20 protein-coding genes are annotated in these 17880 nt (G+C 40.2%); all 20 read left to right on the top strand.

Going from position 1 to position 17880, the window contains the following annotated elements:
* Positions 1 to 6: 6 nt before the first annotated feature.
* Positions 7 to 510 carry a phosphatase PAP2 family protein gene (locus O3616_RS00560; RefSeq protein WP_371637810.1) on the top strand — a complete coding sequence of 168 codons (504 nt, stop codon included), beginning with the start codon at positions 7 to 9 and terminating at the stop codon, positions 508 to 510.
* A 113-nt stretch (positions 511 to 623) separates the two neighbouring features.
* Entirely contained in the window at positions 624 to 1070 is a 447-nt protein-coding gene (locus tag O3616_RS00555) for a LytTR family DNA-binding domain-containing protein (protein ID WP_371637808.1), read from the top strand.
* A 4-nt stretch (positions 1071 to 1074) separates the two neighbouring features.
* Positions 1075 to 1749 carry a membrane protein gene (locus O3616_RS00550; protein ID WP_033682352.1) on the top strand — a complete coding sequence of 225 codons (675 nt, stop codon included), beginning with the start codon at positions 1075 to 1077 and terminating at the stop codon, positions 1747 to 1749.
* A gap of 105 nt (positions 1750 to 1854) precedes the next feature.
* Positions 1855 to 2043 (top strand): 50S ribosomal protein L28, encoded by a 189-nt coding sequence (rpmB, locus tag O3616_RS00545; protein WP_001140948.1) that lies wholly within the window; start codon positions 1855 to 1857, stop codon positions 2041 to 2043.
* A 155-nt stretch (positions 2044 to 2198) separates the two neighbouring features.
* Positions 2199 to 2564 carry an Asp23/Gls24 family envelope stress response protein gene (locus tag O3616_RS00540; protein ID WP_000216437.1) on the top strand — a complete coding sequence of 122 codons (366 nt, stop codon included), beginning with the start codon at positions 2199 to 2201 and terminating at the stop codon, positions 2562 to 2564.
* A gap of 2 nt (positions 2565 to 2566) precedes the next feature.
* On the top strand, positions 2567 to 4234 hold the full coding sequence (locus O3616_RS00535) for a DAK2 domain-containing protein (protein WP_000036655.1): 1668 nt from the start codon (positions 2567 to 2569) through the stop codon (positions 4232 to 4234).
* Between the two features lie 140 nt (positions 4235 to 4374).
* A complete protein-coding gene (locus O3616_RS00530; RefSeq protein ID WP_012972435.1) occupies positions 4375 to 4566 on the top strand; it encodes a hypothetical protein in 192 nt (63 codons plus the stop codon).
* The gene (locus O3616_RS00525) at positions 4563 to 4757 is read left to right on the top strand and encodes a hypothetical protein (protein ID WP_124787574.1); all 195 of its coding nucleotides are present in this window, start codon (positions 4563 to 4565) and stop codon (positions 4755 to 4757) included. Before O3616_RS00530 ends, O3616_RS00525 begins: the two co-directional genes overlap by 4 nt.
* Positions 4744 to 5628 carry an ABC transporter ATP-binding protein gene (locus O3616_RS00520; protein WP_371637807.1) on the top strand — a complete coding sequence of 295 codons (885 nt, stop codon included), beginning with the start codon at positions 4744 to 4746 and terminating at the stop codon, positions 5626 to 5628. Before O3616_RS00525 ends, O3616_RS00520 begins: the two co-directional genes overlap by 14 nt.
* A 1-nt stretch (position 5629) precedes the next feature.
* A complete protein-coding gene (locus O3616_RS00515; RefSeq protein ID WP_371637805.1) occupies positions 5630 to 6367 on the top strand; it encodes an ABC transporter permease in 738 nt (245 codons plus the stop codon).
* A complete protein-coding gene (locus tag O3616_RS00510) occupies positions 6367 to 7464 on the top strand; it encodes a sensor histidine kinase (protein ID WP_371637804.1) in 1098 nt (365 codons plus the stop codon). The genes O3616_RS00515 and O3616_RS00510 overlap by 1 nt, the downstream gene beginning before the upstream one ends.
* A 1-nt stretch (position 7465) precedes the next feature.
* Positions 7466 to 8065 (top strand): response regulator transcription factor, encoded by a 600-nt coding sequence (locus O3616_RS00505; RefSeq protein WP_371637802.1) that lies wholly within the window; start codon positions 7466 to 7468, stop codon positions 8063 to 8065.
* Positions 8066 to 8378: 313 nt separating this feature from the next.
* Positions 8379 to 8792, top strand: a complete 414-nt coding sequence (gene rpsL / locus O3616_RS00500; protein WP_001142332.1) for a 30S ribosomal protein S12 — start codon at positions 8379 to 8381, stop codon at positions 8790 to 8792.
* 19 nt (positions 8793 to 8811) lie between these two features.
* Positions 8812 to 9282: a 30S ribosomal protein S7 gene (gene rpsG / locus O3616_RS00495; protein WP_000087873.1), complete on the top strand. Its 471-nt coding sequence runs from the start codon at positions 8812 to 8814 to the stop codon at positions 9280 to 9282.
* Positions 9283 to 9676: 394 nt separating this feature from the next.
* The gene (gene fusA / locus O3616_RS00490) at positions 9677 to 11758 is read left to right on the top strand and encodes an elongation factor G (RefSeq protein WP_000090345.1); all 2082 of its coding nucleotides are present in this window, start codon (positions 9677 to 9679) and stop codon (positions 11756 to 11758) included.
* Between the two features lie 323 nt (positions 11759 to 12081).
* Positions 12082 to 13782 carry an acetolactate synthase large subunit gene (locus O3616_RS00485; RefSeq protein WP_371637801.1) on the top strand — a complete coding sequence of 567 codons (1701 nt, stop codon included), beginning with the start codon at positions 12082 to 12084 and terminating at the stop codon, positions 13780 to 13782.
* Complete coding sequence (gene ilvN, locus O3616_RS00480) at positions 13775 to 14251, top strand: acetolactate synthase small subunit (protein WP_001253803.1); 477 nt, start codon at positions 13775 to 13777, stop codon at positions 14249 to 14251. Before O3616_RS00485 ends, ilvN begins: the two co-directional genes overlap by 8 nt.
* 168 nt (positions 14252 to 14419) lie before the next feature.
* A complete protein-coding gene (gene ilvC, locus O3616_RS00475) occupies positions 14420 to 15442 on the top strand; it encodes a ketol-acid reductoisomerase (protein WP_371637800.1) in 1023 nt (340 codons plus the stop codon).
* A 111-nt stretch (positions 15443 to 15553) separates the two neighbouring features.
* Positions 15554 to 16804 (top strand): threonine ammonia-lyase IlvA, encoded by a 1251-nt coding sequence (gene ilvA, locus O3616_RS00470; protein WP_371637799.1) that lies wholly within the window; start codon positions 15554 to 15556, stop codon positions 16802 to 16804.
* Positions 16805 to 17648: 844 nt separating this feature from the next.
* On the top strand, positions 17649 to 17864 hold the full coding sequence (locus O3616_RS00465) for a hypothetical protein (protein ID WP_001130035.1): 216 nt from the start codon (positions 17649 to 17651) through the stop codon (positions 17862 to 17864).
* Positions 17865 to 17880 lie beyond the last annotated feature (16 nt).

Genomic DNA, 17880 nt, shown 5'->3' with positions numbered 1-17880 from the left:
AAATATATGAAAAATTATCAAGAATGGTATGACCACATTGCTGTTAACATTGAAAATAAGCCCTTTCTTCTGAGATTGTTAAGAACTTTCAATCGCTTCATGACAGTAGTTATGCCTATAGTTTATTTAACCTTGTTAGCTGCCACCTATTTCCAAGAAGGACTTGGGAAACAGGTCTGTATCTACTTGTTTGTCCCTGCGTCAGGTTTTATGATTTTGTCCCTTCTCCGTAAGAAAATCAATGCCCCTAGGCCTTATGAGGAATGGGATATTAAACCCTTGCTTGACAGAGATAGACCTGGTCAGTCTATGCCCAGTCGTCATGTCTTTTCAGCAACCATTATCTCCATGACTTGCTTACATGCTAGTTTATCTGTAGGGGTTATCTTGTTGGTCTTGTCAGCCCTCCTCGGTCTAGTGAGAGTCTTAGGTGGAGTGCATTTTCCCAAGGATGTAGTGGTTGGTTATGCTTGCGGACTTGTGTGGGGTGTGATTTTCTTTTTATTTTGACCTGTAAGTTAAGGTGGTCCTAGAACCACTTACGGGGCTAAAGTAACCACTTGCTTTTTTGCTCTTGTTTTCTTATTTTAGCTTTGATATAGTAGAGTCAGAAAGGAGATGGAATGAAGTTACGAATCGAAATTGACAGCAATTTAGAAGAAACTGAAATTATCATCAAGGCGGCGACCTTGACAGATGAGATTGCGGATTTGCAGCGGCTCTTGCAAGAGTCCAAGTCTCCTAGGTTGATTTTTTACAAGGGGACGGGTGAATATTATCTGGACTTGTCGGAAATTCTCTTCTTTGAGACAGAAGGGAACAAGATTTATGCCCATACCCAGAAAGATGCCTACGAGGTTCGGCTTAAACTCTATGAGTTAGAAGCTATCCTTCCTCGCTATTTCAGTCGGGTATCCAAGTCAACTATTGCTAATATTCGGCAAGTCTATTCGGTGGACAAGTCCTTTTCAGGAACGGGCACCATTTCCTTTTATCAGACCCACAAGGAGGTTCATGTCTCACGACATTACCAATCCCTCCTAAAAGAAAATCTAAGAAACATGAGGTAAGAAGATGAAAAAGAAAGCATTTGGTATTGTGTTGCTAGTATTGGCGGCTTTAATATTATTACAAGGAAATTTTGGAATCCCTTCTCTGGGAGGGCACATTTGGCCTTTGATTGGTATTGGATTTTTTGCCTACCAATCAGTTGAGGCTTTGCTTCGTCGTCACCTGACATCAGCAGTTTTTACAGCTCTAGTAGCCTTAATGATTGCAAATCATTTTTATAACATTTTGCCTATCCCAAATCAGTCTCTATTTTGGGCTAGTATCTTAGCAGTGCTAGGTGTTGGCTATCTCACTCACTCAAGTAAGTTTTGGAACGGGAAAAAATGGTGGTATGATGGGGAAAAGACCATTCTAACAGATAAGGAAGTTGCTTTTGGAAGTGGGACTTTCTATAAACAAGATCAAGATCTTGTAGAAGACCAAGTAGAAGTTGCTTTTGGAAATGCAAAAATCTACTATGACAATGCAGAGATGTTAGGTGATTTTGCAACTTTAAATATCGAAGTGGCTTTCGGAAATGCAACCGTCTATGTTCCACAACACTGGCGTGTCGATTTGAAAGTAGAAACATCCTTTGGTGCAGCCAAGGCAGACGCTCCTGTAGCGCCAACAAGCAAAACCTTGATTATTCGCGGGGAAGTGGCTTTTGGTAAACTTGGTGTTGTCTACGTCAAATAAAAAAATCTTCCAATTCCCTTGCAAAAATGAAGAAAGTGTGATAACATAGTACGGTATGTGGTGCTAGCACATCCGCTATATTAGATCTAATAGGAGGAAAACACAATGGCTAAAGTATGTTACTTTACAGGTCGTAAGACTGTATCAGGAAACAACCGTTCACACGCGATGAACCAAACAAAACGTGCCGTAAAACCAAACCTTCAAAAAGTTACTGTTCTTATCGATGGTAAACCTAAAAAAGTTTGGGCTTCAGCTCGTGCTTTGAAATCAGGTAAAGTTGAACGCGTTTAATAATAAAAGTAAGGAGACCTTAGGGTCTTTTTTCTTTTACTGTAGATATAAAATCATTTGAAAAACGGAGTAAATATCCGCTGATACAGTATTCTGCTTTTACACTTGGGCTGAAATATGATAAAATAGAGTATCAACTAGTTGAGGTAAAAAGGATGACTGTAAAAATTAATACAAAAGATGGTCAAATCGAACTAACAGATGAAGTGATTGCAACCGTCGTAGGTGGAGCAGCAACTGAGATTTTTGGTGTGGTCGGTATGGCTAGTAAAAATGCCCTCAAAGATAATTTCCAAGCCCTTCTAGGTAAGGAAAATTATTCCAAAGGTGTCGTCGTAAAGGCGGCCGAAGATGGCAGTATTGCAGTTGATGTATATACCGTGTTGAGCTACGGAACAAAGATTAGCGAAGTGTCAAAAAACATTCAAGAGCGTGTTCGTTTTAGCTTGGAAAACCAGCTTGGAATTACTGCTCAGACTGTAAATGTCTACATTCAAAATATCAAAGTTGTAGGAGAATAACCGTGTCAAAAATTACTACTAGCTTATTTCAAGAAATGGTGCAGGCTGCATCAACTCGCTTGAATAAGCAAGCTGAATATGTCAATTCATTAAACGTCTTTCCAGTTCCAGATGGAGATACTGGAACAAACATGGGAATGACCATTGAAAATGGAGCTAAAGAAGTTGCAGACAAGCCAGCTTCTACAGTTGGAGAGGTAGCGAGCATTCTTGCCAAAGGTCTTTTGATGGGTGCGCGTGGAAACTCAGGTGTTATTACGTCTCAGCTTTTCCGTGGATTTTCACAAGCCATCAAGGATAAAGACGAGTTAACAGGTCAAGACTTGGCCCTTGCATTCCAATCAGGTGTAGAAGTTGCCTATAAGGCAGTGATGAAACCAGTCGAAGGAACGATTTTGACAGTTTCTCGTGGAGCTGCTATCGGTGCTAAGAAAAAAGCTGAGCAAACAGATGACGCTGTTGAAGTCATGCGCGCAGCCTTGGAAGGTGCTAAAACAGCTCTAGCTAAAACACCAGACATGCTTCCAGTATTGAAAGAAGTTGGCGTTGTGGATTCAGGTGGTCAAGGACTGGTCTTCATCTATGAAGGTTTCCTTTCAGCCCTTACTGGTGAATATATTGCATCTGAGGACTTTGTAGCGACTCCGGCCAACATGAGTGAAATGATCAATGCTGAACATCATAAGTCTGTAGCTGGTCACGTAGCGACTGAGGACATCACCTTTGGTTACTGTACTGAAATCATGGTAGCTCTTAAGCAAGGTCCAACCTATGCCAAAGATTTTGACTACGACGAATTCCGTAACTACTTGAATGAACTCGGGGATTCTCTCCTTGTTGTCAATGATGATGAAATTGTCAAAGTCCATGTCCATACAGAAGATCCAGGACTTGTTATGCAAGAAGGTCTCAAATATGGTAGCTTGGTCAAGGTAAAAGTTGACAATATGCGTAACCAACACGAAGCACAGGTTGAGAAAGAAGCTGCTCAAGTTAGCAAACCAGCTGAAGAAAAAGAGTATGCTTTGATTGCTGTAGTGGCTGGTAAAGGTCTAGCAGATATCTTCCGTTCTCAAGGTGTGGATTATGTTATCGAGGGCGGTCAAACTATGAACCCTTCAACAGAAGACTTTATCAAGGCTGTTGAACAGGTCAACGCTCGTAACATTATCTTCCTGCCAAACAACAAAAATATCTTTATGGCGGCTCAATCTGCAGCAGAAGTTTTGGAGCAACCAGCAGTAGTGGTGGAAGCTCGTACTCTTCCTCAAGGTTTGACAAGTCTTCTTGCCTTTGATCCAAGCAAATCCATCGAAGAAAACCAAGAGCGTATGACTGCTGCTCTTAGCGATGTTGTTAGTGGAAGCGTCACAACAGCTGTGCGTGATACAACGATTGATGGCTTAGAAATCCATGAAAATGATAATCTTGGTATGGTTGATGGGAAAATTCTCGTGTCAAACCCTGACATGCACCAAACCTTAACTGAAACCTTGAAACATATGTTGGATGAAGATAGTGAAATCGTAACCTTCTATGTCGGTGAAGACGGAAGCGAAGAACTTGCCAATGAAATTGCCCAAGAAATCGCAGAAGAATTCGAAGACGTTGAAGTTGAGATTCACCAAGGGCAACAACCTGTTTACCCATACCTATTTAGTGTGGAATAAAAATTTAATAGATTAAAAAGAAAGTTGATTTTACAACTTTCTTTTTTTATGACATTTGTCATATTTCCTCATGACAGAAGCTTCTAGTGATTCTACCTTCAAAGAATTATACTAGATGTATTAAATGGAGGAAGAAAAAAATGAAACATAAAGTAATTGTCGCAATGAGTTTAGTAGCAGCAGGAGTCATGACTTATCTCATGTTCTCAGGATTGGACGAAGACTTCTATCATTTTCCTTGGGAACTATTTGCAGGATTTGGCATGATGTCTTGGTTGATCCGAGAAGGCTTGAAATTGGTCTCAGATGTGAAAAAGGAGTTTGAAAAATGAAAAAAGCGTTTCTCTATCTTTTTATTGGACTATCACTAGTGGTATGGTTGGTAGAAATGTTTACAGGTTGGTTTGATCAAGCCTTCCTTCACCAATTCATCCGTGGTGCCTGGGGATTAGGATTTATGATTTTTATCGCCTTTCCGATGGGAAAGAAGTGGCTGAAAGGAGAATATCATGAACATAATTAAGGTAGAAAGCTTAAATAAAAATATCAAGGGTAAAGCTATTTTGAAGGATATTTCCTTTGAGGTAGCTGAAGGTGAATGCGTCTCCTTGATTGGACCCAATGGTGCTGGGAAGACCACACTCTTGGACTGTCTGCTTGGAGATAAACTGGTCACCAGCGGTCAAGTATCCATCCAAGGCTTGTCAGTGACGAGTTCTCAGTTAGACTACACAAGATCCTATCTCCCTCAAGAAAATGTCATCGTTCAGAAATTAAAGGTCAAAGAGTTGATTGCTTTCTTTCAACGTATCTATCCAAATCCCTTGAGCGAGCAGGAAATTGATCAACTATTGCAGTTTGACCAGCAACAAAAAGAACAATTTGCAGAAAAATTGTCAGGTGGGCAGAAGCGTCTTTTCTCTTTTATCTTGACCTTAATTGGGCGACCAAAGCTTGTCTTTTTAGATGAGCCTACATCGGCTATGGATACATCAACTCGTCAACGTTTTTGGGAGATTGTCGATCAGTTAAAGAAAAATGGTGTGACCATTGTCTATTCTTCTCACTATATCGAAGAGGTGGAGCATACGGCTGATCGAATCTTGGTGCTACACAAGGGTGAATTGATTCGTGATACAACGCCTCTAGCTATGCGTAGTGAGGAGATTGAAAAGCACTTTATCCTTCCTCTAGCATATAAGGAAGTTGTCGAACAGTCAAACTTGGTTGAAAACTGGTCACAAAAACAGGATGCTCTACAAGTAGTCACACGCGAAGCAGATGCTTTCTGGGAACTATTAGTCCGAGCAGGATGTAGGATACAAGAAATCGAAGTCAATAATCGTAGTTTGCTAGATACAATCTTTGAAGAAACACAAAAGGGAGATGACTAAGATGAAACGATGGATCGCACTAAACAAGATAGAATTTCTATTGACCAAACGACAATTAGTCTATTATCTATTATCCGTAGGTATGCCGACAGCCTTCTATTTATTCTTTTCAGGCATGTACCAGGACACACCAGGTGGACCCGCGAATTTTATGCGTGATTACCTTATCTCTATGACTGCCTTTTCCATGATGTCGACAGCTATCTTCTCATTCCCAGCTGTTTTACATACAGATAAAATCAACAACTGGCAGAAAACATTGCGCCATACTCCGGTAAATATGGTAGAATATTATCTATCAAAGATAACAAGTATGATGGTTGATTATCTGGTCTCAATCCTGGTTGTTTTCTCAGTTGGGCACTTGGTCAGAGGTGTGGATATGCCTTTAGGAAGCTGGATTGGGGCTGCGCTCTTGCTGATTTTGGGAAGTATTGCTTTTGTAGCGCTTGGATTGACCTTGACACTCTTGCCTTCTAGTCAGCTGATGTCTGTCGTGGGCAATCTTCTCTATCTAGGCTTGGCTGTTTTAGGCGGACTCTGGATGCCCATCTCTTTATTTCCAGACTGGATGCAAGCAATCGGGGAGTGTCTACCAACTTATCAGTTGATGGAGTTGCTCAAGACCTTCTTAAACGAGGGTGGCATCAATTTATCAGCCACAGTTTATCTACTTGTTTTTTCAGCAGTTTTGTTTGGTTTGACCATTTACCTTCAAGGTCATAAGGAGAATTCTTAATGCTTGAAAGACTGAAAAGCATACACTATATGTTTTGGGCCAGTTTAATTTTTATGATTTTCCCCATCCTACCTGTAGTGACTGGGTGGCTTTCTGTCTGGCATTTATTGATTGATATTCTATTTGTAGTGGCATATTTGGGTGTTTTAACAACTAAGATCCAGCGCCTATCTTGGCTATATTGGGGTCTCATGCTGACTTATGTAGTTGGGAATACTGCCTTTGTTGCTGTTAATTATATCTGGTTCTTCTTTTTCCTTTCTAACCTCTTAAGTTATCATTTTGGTGTACGTAGTTTAAAGTCTTTACATGTCTGGACTTTTCTTCTTGCTCAAGTCCTTGTTGTGGGCCAACTGTTGATTTTTCAGAGAATCGAAGTTGAGTTTCTACTCTATCTACTTGTAATTCTTGCTTTTGTCGATTTAATGACTTTTGGCTTGGTTCGGATTCGTATTGTTGAGGATTTGAAAGAAGGTCAGGCTAAGCAAAATGCCCAGATAAATCTATTGCTTGCTGAAAATGAACGCAGTCGTATCGGTCAGGATTTGCATGATAGCTTGGGACACACCTTTGCCATGCTCAGTGTCAAGACAGATTTAGCCTTGCAGTTGTTTCAGATGGAGGCTTATCCACAGGTGGAGAAGGAATTAAAAGAAATCCACCAGATCAGCAAGGATTCCATGAATGAAGTGCGAACCATTGTGGAAAATCTTAAGTCTAGAACTTTGACATCCGAACTAGAGACTGTGAAAAAGATGTTAGAAATTGCTGGAATTGAGGTGGAAATAGCTAATCAACTAGATACAGCTAGCTTAACTCAGGAATTGGAGTCAACGGCTTCCATGATTTTGCTTGAATTAGTGACCAATATCATCAAACATGCTAAAGCGTCTAAAGTCTACTTGAAATTAGAACGGACAGAGAAAGAACTCATTCTAACAGTGAGAGATGATGGCTGTGGCTTTACTTTTATAAAGGGGGATGACCTCCATACAGTTCGAGATCGTGTTCTTCCATTTTCGGGAGAAGTAAAGGTAATTAGTTGGAAACAACCGACAGAAGTTCAGGTTCGACTACCTTATAAGGAGAGAAATTAAGATGAAACTACTTGTTGCAGAAGATCAAAGTATGTTGCGAGATGCCATGTGCCAGTTGCTCACGCTTCAACCGGATGTGGAGTCTGTCCTTCAAGTTAAGAATGGGCAAGAAGCAATCCAACTATTAGAAAAGGAGCTTGTAGATATCGCCATCCTTGACGTAGAAATGCCTGTTAAGACAGGTCTTGAAGTCTTGGAGTGGATACGAGCAGAAAAGCTTGAAACAAAGGTAGTTGTAGTGACGACCTTCAAGCGCCCTGGGTATTTTGAACGTGCGGTTAAGGCTGGAGTAGATGCTTATGTATTAAAAGAAAGAAACATTGCAGATCTCATGCAAACCTTGCACACCGTCCTCGAAGGACGTAAGGAGTATTCGCCTGAATTGATGGAAGTGGTGATGACGCATCCCAATCCATTAACAGAGCAAGAAATCGCAGTTTTAAAGGGAATCGCTCAGGGCTTCTCTAACCAAGAAATCGCAGATCAACTTTATTTATCAAACGGAACCGTCCGAAACTATGTCACCAATATTCTTTCGAAACTAGATGCAGGTAATCGAACAGAGGCAGCTAATATTGCGAAAGAATCTGGTTGGTTGTGATGATATAATATTTTTTTGAACATTATGTGTTAAAATTGATGGAATTGAATGGAACAATACTAACTTTAGGAGGGTGGGATTCCTCCTTTTTCTTTTTTGGGGAGCACTACAAAAGAGCTAAAATTAAGAATAAAAAAGAAAAATATCTTGACAACCAATGGAAAATTTTGTTACAATAATAGACGGTACTTTTTACTTTTGGTCTCTCAAGAGTGTACAGGGACGTGCTGACAAATGTTGCAAAAGTACACACAGATGATAGCTGTCACCAAGTGTATCATCACCAAAAATAAAAAAACACAGGAGAATGTAGATGCCTACAATTAACCAATTGGTTCGCAAACCGCGTAAATCAAAAGTAGAAAAATCTAAATCACCAGCTTTGAACGTTGGTTACAACAGTCATAAAAAAGTTCAAACAAACGTTTCTTCACCACAAAAACGTGGTGTTGCAACTCGTGTTGGAACAATGACACCTAAAAAACCTAACTCAGCCCTTCGTAAATTCGCTCGTGTACGTTTGAGCAACCTTATCGAAGTTACTGCCTATATCCCAGGTATCGGACACAACTTGCAAGAGCACAGCGTGGTGCTTCTTCGTGGTGGACGTGTAAAAGACCTTCCAGGGGTACGTTACCATATCGTCCGTGGTGCACTTGATACTGCAGGTGTTAACGATCGTAAACAAGGCCGTTCTAAATACGGTACTAAACGTCCAAAAGCATAAGGAAAGGGGATAAAGAGAAATGAGTCGTAAAAATAGAGCTCCAAAACGTGACGTATTGCCAGATCCGCTTTACAATTCACAACTAGTTACTCGTCTTATCAACCGCGTTATGCTTGATGGTAAACGTGGTACAGCTGCTTCAATCGTTTACGGTGCCTTTGAGCAAATCAAAGAAGCTACTGGAAACGATGCACTTGAAGTATTTGAAACAGCTATGGAAAACATCATGCCTGTACTTGAAGTACGTGCACGTCGTGTTGGTGGTTCTAACTACCAAGTCCCAGTTGAAGTTCGTCCAGAACGTCGTACAACACTTGGACTTCGTTGGTTGGTAACAATCGCTCGTCTTCGTGGTGAACACACAATGCAAGACCGTCTTGCAAAAGAAATCTTGGATGCTGCTAACAACACTGGTGCAGCTGTTAAGAAACGTGAAGACACTCACCGTATGGCTGAAGCTAACCGTGCATTCGCACACTTCCGTTGGTAATATAGGATGCGAAAGCGTTAAGAAAGTCCCAAAGAAAATAGGGAATCGAAGCAGGTTGCGATTGCAACCAATGAGATTCATCTTTTTCTCCAGACTTTTAGCTTGAGCTCAACTAGATCATGATGCTAGGAACGGTAAGGATGCAAGGTGAAAATAGGAAACTGACGCAGTATTCGATGAATACAAGGAAGTTTATCTTTTTCACACAGCATCCCGTTCCAGCTCAAATCGGCTAATTAACTTTAGCCCGAGTTCAATTCAATTTGTAAATCTACAAGTTGAAACCAACAATAGCATGAAAACATTGAGAACGGGTAGGTCCTGCCTATCCGTTTTTATTAAAATCGTGTTATAATAGAATAGAAATCAAAAATAAATAGGAGAAACAAACCTCATGGCACGCGAATTTTCACTTGAAAAAACTCGTAATATCGGTATCATGGCTCACGTCGATGCTGGTAAAACAACAACTACTGAGCGTATTCTTTACTACACTGGTAAAATCCACAAAATCGGTGAAACTCACGAAGGTGCGTCACAAATGGACTGGATGGAGCAAGAACAAGAACGTGGTATCACTATCACATCTGCTGCGACAACCGCTCAATGGAACAACCACCGCGTAAACATCATCGACACACCAGGACACGTGGACTTCACAATCGAAGTACAACGTTCTCTTCGTGTATTGGATGGTGCGGTTACCGTTCTTGACTCACAATCAGGTGTTGAGCCTCAAACTGAAACAGTTTGGCGTCAAGCAACTGAGTATGGAGTTCCACGTATCGTATTTGCCAACAAAATGGACAAAATCGGTGCTGACTTCCTTTACTCTGTAAGCACACTTCACGATCGTCTTCAAGCAAACGCACACCCAATCCAATTGCCAATCGGTTCTGAAGATGACTTCCGTGGTATCATCGACTTGATCAAGATGAAAGCTGAAATCTATACTAACGACCTTGGTACAGATATTCTTGAAGAAGACATCCCAGCTGAATACCTTGACCAAGCTCAAGAATACCGTGAAAAATTGATCGAAGCAGTTGCTGAAACTGACGAAGAATTGATGATGAAATACCTCGAAGGTGAAGAAATCACTAACGAAGAATTGAAAGCTGGTATCCGTAAAGCGACTATCAACGTTGAATTCTTCCCAGTATTGTGTGGTTCAGCCTTCAAGAATAAAGGTGTTCAATTGATGCTTGATGCGGTTATTGACTACCTTCCAAGCCCACTTGATATCCCAGCAATCAAAGGTATCAACCCAGATACAGACGCTGAAGAAACTCGCCCAGCATCTGACGAAGAGCCATTTGCAGCTCTTGCCTTCAAGATCATGACAGACCCATTCGTAGGTCGTTTGACATTCTTCCGTGTTTACTCAGGTGTTCTTCAATCAGGTTCATACGTATTGAACACTTCTAAAGGTAAACGTGAACGTATCGGACGTATCCTTCAAATGCACGCTAACAGCCGTCAAGAAATTGACACTGTTTACTCAGGTGATATCGCTGCTGCCGTTGGTTTGAAAGATACTACAACTGGTGACTCATTGACAGATGAAAAAGCTAAAATCATCCTTGAGTCAATCAACGTTCCAGAACCAGTTATCCAATTGATGGTTGAGCCTAAATCTAAAGCTGACCAAGACAAGATGGGTATCGCCCTTCAAAAATTGGCTGAAGAAGATCCAACATTCCGCGTTGAAACAAACGTTGAAACTGGTGAAACAGTTATCTCTGGTATGGGTGAGCTTCACCTTGACGTCCTTGTTGACCGTATGCGTCGTGAGTTCAAAGTTGAAGCAAATGTAGGTGCTCCTCAAGTATCTTACCGTGAAACATTCCGCGCTTCTACTCAAGCACGTGGATTCTTCAAACGTCAGTCTGGTGGTAAAGGTCAATTCGGTGATGTATGGATTGAATTTACTCCAAACGAAGAAGGTAAAGGATTCGAATTCGAAAACGCAATCGTCGGTGGTGTAGTTCCTCGTGAATTTATCCCAGCGGTTGAAAAAGGTTTGGTAGAATCTATGGCTAACGGTGTTCTTGCAGGTTACCCAATGGTTGACGTTAAAGCTAAGCTTTACGATGGTTCATACCACGATGTCGACTCATCTGAAACTGCCTTCAAGATTGCGGCTTCACTTGCTCTTAAAGAAGCTGCTAAATCAGCACAACCAGCTATCCTTGAGCCAATGATGCTTGTAACAATCACTGTTCCAGAAGAAAACCTTGGTGATGTTATGGGTCACGTAACTGCTCGTCGTGGACGTGTAGATGGTATGGAAGCACATGGTAACAGCCAAATCGTTCGTGCTTACGTTCCACTCGCTGAAATGTTCGGTTACGCAACAGTTCTTCGTTCTGCATCTCAAGGACGTGGTACATTCATGATGGTATTTGACCACTATGAAGATGTACCTAAGTCAGTACAAGAAGAAATCATTAAGAAAAACAAAGGTGAAGACTAATCAGTCCTCACTCTAAAGGAAGCCACTTAGTGGCTTCCTTTTTTGTATAGTTCCGATAAATTTTATAGATTCTGAAAACATGCACTCATAAAAATTTCATATAAAAATGAGTTAAAGTTATTTGCGGAAGAAATATATAATTATCAATAGAAATAAGTTGAAAAAAATATAAACTACCTTTTAAAAACTTATAAAAAAAGGAGAACATTCATAAATAAACGTTAAAATAGAAAATTCAGAAAATTTCTTCTTTTCTCTTGAAAAATTTTGAAAAAATGGTATGATAGTAACAAGTTATTTTTAAGAGAAGAGAAAGGGGAACAATGGAGAAAATCAGTTTAGAATCTCCTAAGACGGGGTCGGATCTAGTTTTGGAAACACTTCGTGATTTAGGAATTGATACCATCTTTGGTTATCCTGGTGGTGCGGTCTTGCCTTTTTATGATGCGATATATAATTTTAAAGGCATTCGCCATATTCTAGGACGCCATGAGCAAGGTTGTTTGCATGAAGCTGAAGGTTATGCCAAATCAACTGGAAAGTTGGGTGTTGCCGTCGTCACTAGCGGACCAGGAGCAACAAATGCCATTACAGGGATTGCGGATGCTATGAGCGACAGTGTTCCCCTTTTGGTCTTTACAGGTCAGGTGGCGCGAGCAGGGATTGGGAAGGATGCCTTTCAGGAGGCAGACATCGTGGGAATTACCATGCCAATCACTAAGTACAATTACCAAGTTCGTGAGACAGCTGATATTCCTCGTATCATTACAGAAGCTGTTCATATAGCAACTACAGGTCGACCAGGGCCAGTCGTAATTGACCTACCTAAAGACGTATCTGCTTTAGAAACGGACTTCATCTATTCACCAGAAGTTAATTTACCAAGCTATCAGCCGACTCTTGAGCCAAATGATATGCAAATCAAGAAAATCTTAAAGCAATTATCTAAGGCTAAAAAACCAGTCTTGCTAGCTGGTGGTGGAATTAGTTATGCTGAAGCAGCTGCAGAATTAAATGAATTTGCAGAACGCTATCAAATTCCAGTGGTAACCAGTCTTTTGGGACAAGGAACGATTGCAACGAGTCATCCACTCTTCCTTGGAATGGGAGGCATGCACGGGTCATTCGCAGCTAATATTGCCATGACGGAAGCGGACTTTATGATTAGTATTGGTTGCCGTTTCGATGACCGCTTGACGGGGAATCCTAAGACTTTCGCTAAGAATGCTAAGGTTGCTCACATTGATATTGACCCAGCTGAGATTGGTAAGATTATCAGTGCGGATATTCCTGTAGTTGGAGATGCTAAGAAAGCCTTGCAAATGTTACTAGCAGAACCGACAGTTCATAACAATACTGAGAAATGGATTGAGAAAGTTACTAAAGACAAGAACCGCGTTCGTTCTTATGATAAGAAAGAGCGTGTGGTTCAGCCGCAAGCTGTTATTGAACGCATCGGTGAGTTGACGAATGGTGATGCCATTGTGGTAACAGACGTTGGTCAACACCAAATGTGGACAGCCCAGTATTATCCCTACCAAAATGAACGTCAGTTAGTGACTTCAGGTGGTTTGGGAACGATGGGATTTGGAATTCCAGCAGCAATTGGAGCTAAAATTGCTAACCCAGATAAGGAAGTAGTCTTGTTTGTTGGGGATGGCGGTTTCCAAATGACTAACCAGGAATTGGCTATTTTGAACATTTATAAGGTGCCAATCAAGGTGGTCATGCTGAACAATCACTCACTTGGAATGGTTCGCCAGTGGCAGGAATCCTTCTATGAAGGTAGAACATCAGAGTCAGTCTTTGATACCCTTCCTGATTTCCAACTGATGGCACAAGCTTACGGTATTAAAAACTATAAGTTCGACAATCCCGAGACCTTGACTCAAGACCTTGAAGTCATCACTGAGGATGTTCCTATGCTAATCGAGGTAGATATTTCTCGTAAGGAACAGGTGTTACCAATGGTACCAGCTGGTAAGAGTAATCATGAGATGTTGGGGGTGAAGTTCCGTGCGTAGAATGTTAACAGCAAAACTACAAAATCGTTCAGGAGTCCTCAATCGCTTTACTGGTGTTCTGTCTCGTCGTCAGGTTAATATCGAAAGTATCTCTGTTGGAGCAACAGAAGATCCGAATGTATCGCGTATTACCATTATTATTGATGTAGCTTCACATGATGAAGTGGAGCAAATCATTAAGCAACTCAATCGTCAGATTGATGTGATTCGCATTCGAGATATTACAGACAAGCCTCATTTGGAGCGCGAGGTGATTTTGGTTAAGATGTCAGCGCCAGCTGAGAAGCGAGCTGAGATTCTAGCGATTATTCAACCTTTCCGTGCAACGGTGGTAGACGTAGCGCCAAGCTCGATTACCATTCAGATGACAGGGAATGCTGAAAAGAGTGAAGCTCTATTGCGAGTCATTCGACCATACGGTATTCGCAATATTGCTCGAACGGGTGCAACTGGATTTACCCGCGATTAATACTCTTCGAAAATCTCTTCAAATCACGTCAGCTTTGCCTTGCCGTACTCAAGTACAGCTTGCGGCTAGCTTCCTAATTTGCTCTTTGATTTTCATTGAGTATAAAAATATTTTAAATTTGTTAAACCAGCCTAACAGGCAATAAAAATAGAAAAGAGAGAAAAAACTATGGCAGTTCAAATGGAATACGAAAAAGATGTTAAAGTAGCAGCACTTGACGGTAAAAAAATCGCCGTTATTGGTTATGGTTCGCAAGGACATGCGCATGCTCAAAACTTGCGTGATTCTGGTCACGATGTTATCATCGGTGTACGTCCAGGTAAATCTTTTGACAAAGCAAAAGAAGATGGATTTGACACTTACACAGTAGCAGAAGCAACTAAATTGGCCGATGTTATCATGATTTTGGCACCAGACGAAATCCAACAAGAATTGTACGAAACAGAAATCGCTCCAAACTTGGAAGCTGGAAACGCAGTTGGATTTGCTCATGGTTTCAATATCCACTTTGAGTTTATCAAAGTTCCTGCGGATGTAGATGTCTTTATGTGTGCTCCTAAAGGACCAGGACACTTGGTACGCCGTACTTACGAAGAAGGATTTGGTGTTCCAGCTCTTTATGCAGTATACCAAGATGCAACAGGAAATGCTAAAAACATTGCTATGGACTGGTGTAAAGGTGTTGGAGCAGCGCGTGTAGGTCTTCTTGAAACAACTTACAAAGAAGAAACTGAAGAAGATTTGTTTGGTGAGCAAGCTGTACTTTGTGGTGGTTTGACTGCCCTTATCGAAGCAGGTTTCGAAGTCTTGACAGAAGCAGGTTACGCTCCAGAATTGGCTTACTTTGAAGTTCTTCACGAAATGAAATTGATCGTTGACTTGATCTACGAAGGTGGATTCAAGAAAATGCGTCAATCAATTTCAAATACTGCTGAGTACGGTGACTATGTATCAGGTCCACGTGTGATTACTGAACAAGTTAAAGAAAATATGAAAGCTGTCTTGGCAGATATCCAAAATGGTAAATTTGCAAATGACTTTGTAAATGACTATAAAGCTGGACGTCCAAAATTGACTGCTTACCGTGAACAAGCAGCTAACCTTGAAATTGAAAAAGTTGGTGCAGAATTGCGTAAAGCAATGCCATTCGTTGGTAAAAACGACGATGATGCATTCAAAATCTACAACTAATTGATAGAAATTAAGGTGAAGGCGAGTTGGGGGACTAACTCGCTTTTATAATCAATTCATCTTTGTTTGAGAGGATGGATTGTGATAATATGAATAGTCTAGGAGAAAATGATGTTAAGTTCAAAAGATATCATCAAGGCTCATAAAGTCTTGAACGGTGTGGTCGTGAATACCCCACTGGATTATGACCATTATTTATCGGAGAAGTATGGTGCTAAGATTTATTTGAAAAAGGAAAATGCTCAACGTGTTCGGTCTTTTAAAATTCGTGGTGCCTATTATGCCATTTCCCAGCTCAGCAAGGAAGAACGTGAGCGTGGGGTAGTCTGCGCTTCTGCGGGGAATCATGCGCAGGGAGTTGCCTATACTTGCAATGAAATGAAGATTCCTGCAACTATTTTCATGCCAATTACTACTCCGCAACAAAAAATTGGTCAGGTTCGTTTTTTTGGTGGGGACTTCGTAACTATTAAACTAGTTGGAGATACCTTTGATGCGTCAGCTAAAGCAGCTCAAGAATTTACAGTCTCTGAAAATCGTACCTTTATTGATCCTTTTGATGATGCCCATGTTCAGGCAGGTCAAGGAACAGTTGCTTATGAGATTTTAGAAGAAGCTCGAAAAGAATCGATTGATTTTGATGCTGTCTTGGTTCCTGTTGGTGGTGGCGGTCTCATTGCTGGGGTTTCTACCTATATCAAGGAAATAAGTCCAGAGATTGAAGTCATTGGGGTAGAGGCTAATGGAGCGCGTTCCATGAAAGCTGCCTTTGAAGCTGGTGGACCTGTTAAACTCAAAGAAATTGACAAATTTGCGGATGGGATTGCTGTACAAAAGGTAGGTCAATTGACCTATGAAGCAACTCGTCAACATGTTCAAACCTTAGTAGGTGTCGATGAGGGATTGATTTCTGAAACCTTGATTGACCTCTACTCTAAGCAAGGGATTGTTGCAGAACCTGCTGGAGCAGCTAGTATCGCTTCTTTAGAGGTTTTGGCTGAATATATCAAGGAGAAAACCATTTGTTGTATCATTTCTGGAGGAAATAATGATATCAACCGTATGCCGGAAATGGAAGAGCGTGCCTTGATTTATGATGGGATCAAGCATTACTTTGTGGTTAATTTTCCACAGCGTCCAGGGGCCTTGCGTGAATTTGTAAATGATATCTTGGGACCAAATGATGATATCACACGTTTTGAGTATATCAAACGAGCTAGCAAGGGGACAGGGCCTGTATTGATTGGAATCGCTTTGGCAGATAAGCATGATTATGCAGGCTTGATTCGTCGAATGGAAGGTTTTGATCCATCTTATATTAACTTAAATGGTAATGAAACGCTCTATAATATGCTTGTCTGAGGACTAATAAAAAAATATCATATTATTTGCACAACTGATGTATAGGTGCTATAATGAGAGTGAAGAAAGGGGGCGATTCCTATGGACTTAGGAAATCGATTACGCTATTTCTATCACAAGTCATTATAGTACCTATTATTTTTTGATTGGGTTTATAGTAAGGGAGTAAAATTACTTGTTATATATAAGGAGTATTTTTAGAATCCACTATTTTATATATGTCTAATCTGAAATTTGGTTAAATATAATAGGAATTAGAAAAAATAATCAATACTAATGAGAAGCTTTATACTGAGTTAACTGAGAAGAGTGATAAGATACTAAGAAGATAAAAACAGTGGAAGATGTTGGAAGATAAGATACTATGGTTTCCTAACTACTCATCTTTTTATAGGTTTGAAGAAATAAAAAGGAATATTGATAAAGTAAATAAATAGTACCAGTTGAGCAAGTGAAAAGTGCTTATAAAGGCAGGAAGAATATCAAAGAAGGAGAAGAGAAATAATAGTTAGTAATAGTGTGGAGAGAAAGTCTTCTGCTATTAGAAATATCATTTTAAAGTTAGGTAAATAGAATAAAGTTGAAGATAAAACCTGTCTAATCTATCAAGAATTGGTATTTGTAAAGCATGAATATTTTTACAAATAAAAGAGTTAATAATACAATTATTTTAAAGGTGTTTACTAATGGTTTATAGTAATTAAAAACCTATATATTATCGGCTTTAATAAGATAGTAACAGAAAAATAAATCATTAATTTTATTGAATATATGTTTTTTTATTGACAAAAGGCATAAAAACGTATACAATTAAATATCGTAAAGAAGAAAATAGGAGAAGGACATGGCTAAGTCAAACTTTGAAAAAGTAGAATCAGTTGTTGGCTGGGTTCGTGATAAGAAGATCACAGGCTACCGTATCTCTAAAGAAACGAATGCGCGTGAAATGTCTATCATTGCTCTAGCGCAGGGGCGTGCAAAAGTAAAAAATATTTCGTTTGAAACAGCTCTAGGTTTAATTGATTTCTATGATAAAAATCATGAAAAATTTGAAGATTAATCTTTGGATAATGGCG

Origin of the sequence: Streptococcus sp. 27098_8_86, from assembly GCF_041432595.1 — a bacterium.
GTDB classification, from domain to species: domain Bacteria; phylum Bacillota; class Bacilli; order Lactobacillales; family Streptococcaceae; genus Streptococcus; species Streptococcus pneumoniae_F.
The sequence above is the reverse complement of the archived record's forward strand: the minus strand, read 5'-3'. Positions and strand labels throughout refer to the sequence as shown.

Bases quoted from the DNA above. Each gene is read 5' to 3' on its own strand.
- O3616_RS00560 (WP_371637810.1), top strand. From the start codon at position 7: ATGAAAAATTATCAAGAATGGTATGACCACATTGCTGTTAACATTGAA.
- O3616_RS00555 (WP_371637808.1), top strand. From the start codon at position 624: ATGAAGTTACGAATCGAAATTGACAGCAATTTAGAAGAAACTGAAATT.
- O3616_RS00550 (WP_033682352.1), top strand. From the start codon at position 1,075: ATGAAAAAGAAAGCATTTGGTATTGTGTTGCTAGTATTGGCGGCTTTA.
- rpmB (WP_001140948.1), top strand. From the start codon at position 1,855: ATGGCTAAAGTATGTTACTTTACAGGTCGTAAGACTGTATCAGGAAAC.
- O3616_RS00540 (WP_000216437.1), top strand. From the start codon at position 2,199: ATGACTGTAAAAATTAATACAAAAGATGGTCAAATCGAACTAACAGAT.
- O3616_RS00530 (WP_012972435.1), top strand. From the start codon at position 4,375: ATGAAACATAAAGTAATTGTCGCAATGAGTTTAGTAGCAGCAGGAGTC.
- O3616_RS00525 (WP_124787574.1), top strand. From the start codon at position 4,563: ATGAAAAAAGCGTTTCTCTATCTTTTTATTGGACTATCACTAGTGGTA.
- O3616_RS00520 (WP_371637807.1), top strand. From the start codon at position 4,744: ATGAACATAATTAAGGTAGAAAGCTTAAATAAAAATATCAAGGGTAAA.
- O3616_RS00515 (WP_371637805.1), top strand. From the start codon at position 5,630: ATGAAACGATGGATCGCACTAAACAAGATAGAATTTCTATTGACCAAA.
- O3616_RS00510 (WP_371637804.1), top strand. From the start codon at position 6,367: ATGCTTGAAAGACTGAAAAGCATACACTATATGTTTTGGGCCAGTTTA.
- O3616_RS00505 (WP_371637802.1), top strand. From the start codon at position 7,466: ATGAAACTACTTGTTGCAGAAGATCAAAGTATGTTGCGAGATGCCATG.
- rpsL (WP_001142332.1), top strand. From the start codon at position 8,379: ATGCCTACAATTAACCAATTGGTTCGCAAACCGCGTAAATCAAAAGTA.
- rpsG (WP_000087873.1), top strand. From the start codon at position 8,812: ATGAGTCGTAAAAATAGAGCTCCAAAACGTGACGTATTGCCAGATCCG.
- fusA (WP_000090345.1), top strand. From the start codon at position 9,677: ATGGCACGCGAATTTTCACTTGAAAAAACTCGTAATATCGGTATCATG.
- O3616_RS00485 (WP_371637801.1), top strand. From the start codon at position 12,082: ATGGAGAAAATCAGTTTAGAATCTCCTAAGACGGGGTCGGATCTAGTT.
- ilvC (WP_371637800.1), top strand. From the start codon at position 14,420: ATGGCAGTTCAAATGGAATACGAAAAAGATGTTAAAGTAGCAGCACTT.
- ilvA (WP_371637799.1), top strand. From the start codon at position 15,554: ATGTTAAGTTCAAAAGATATCATCAAGGCTCATAAAGTCTTGAACGGT.
- O3616_RS00465 (WP_001130035.1), top strand. From the start codon at position 17,649: ATGGCTAAGTCAAACTTTGAAAAAGTAGAATCAGTTGTTGGCTGGGTT.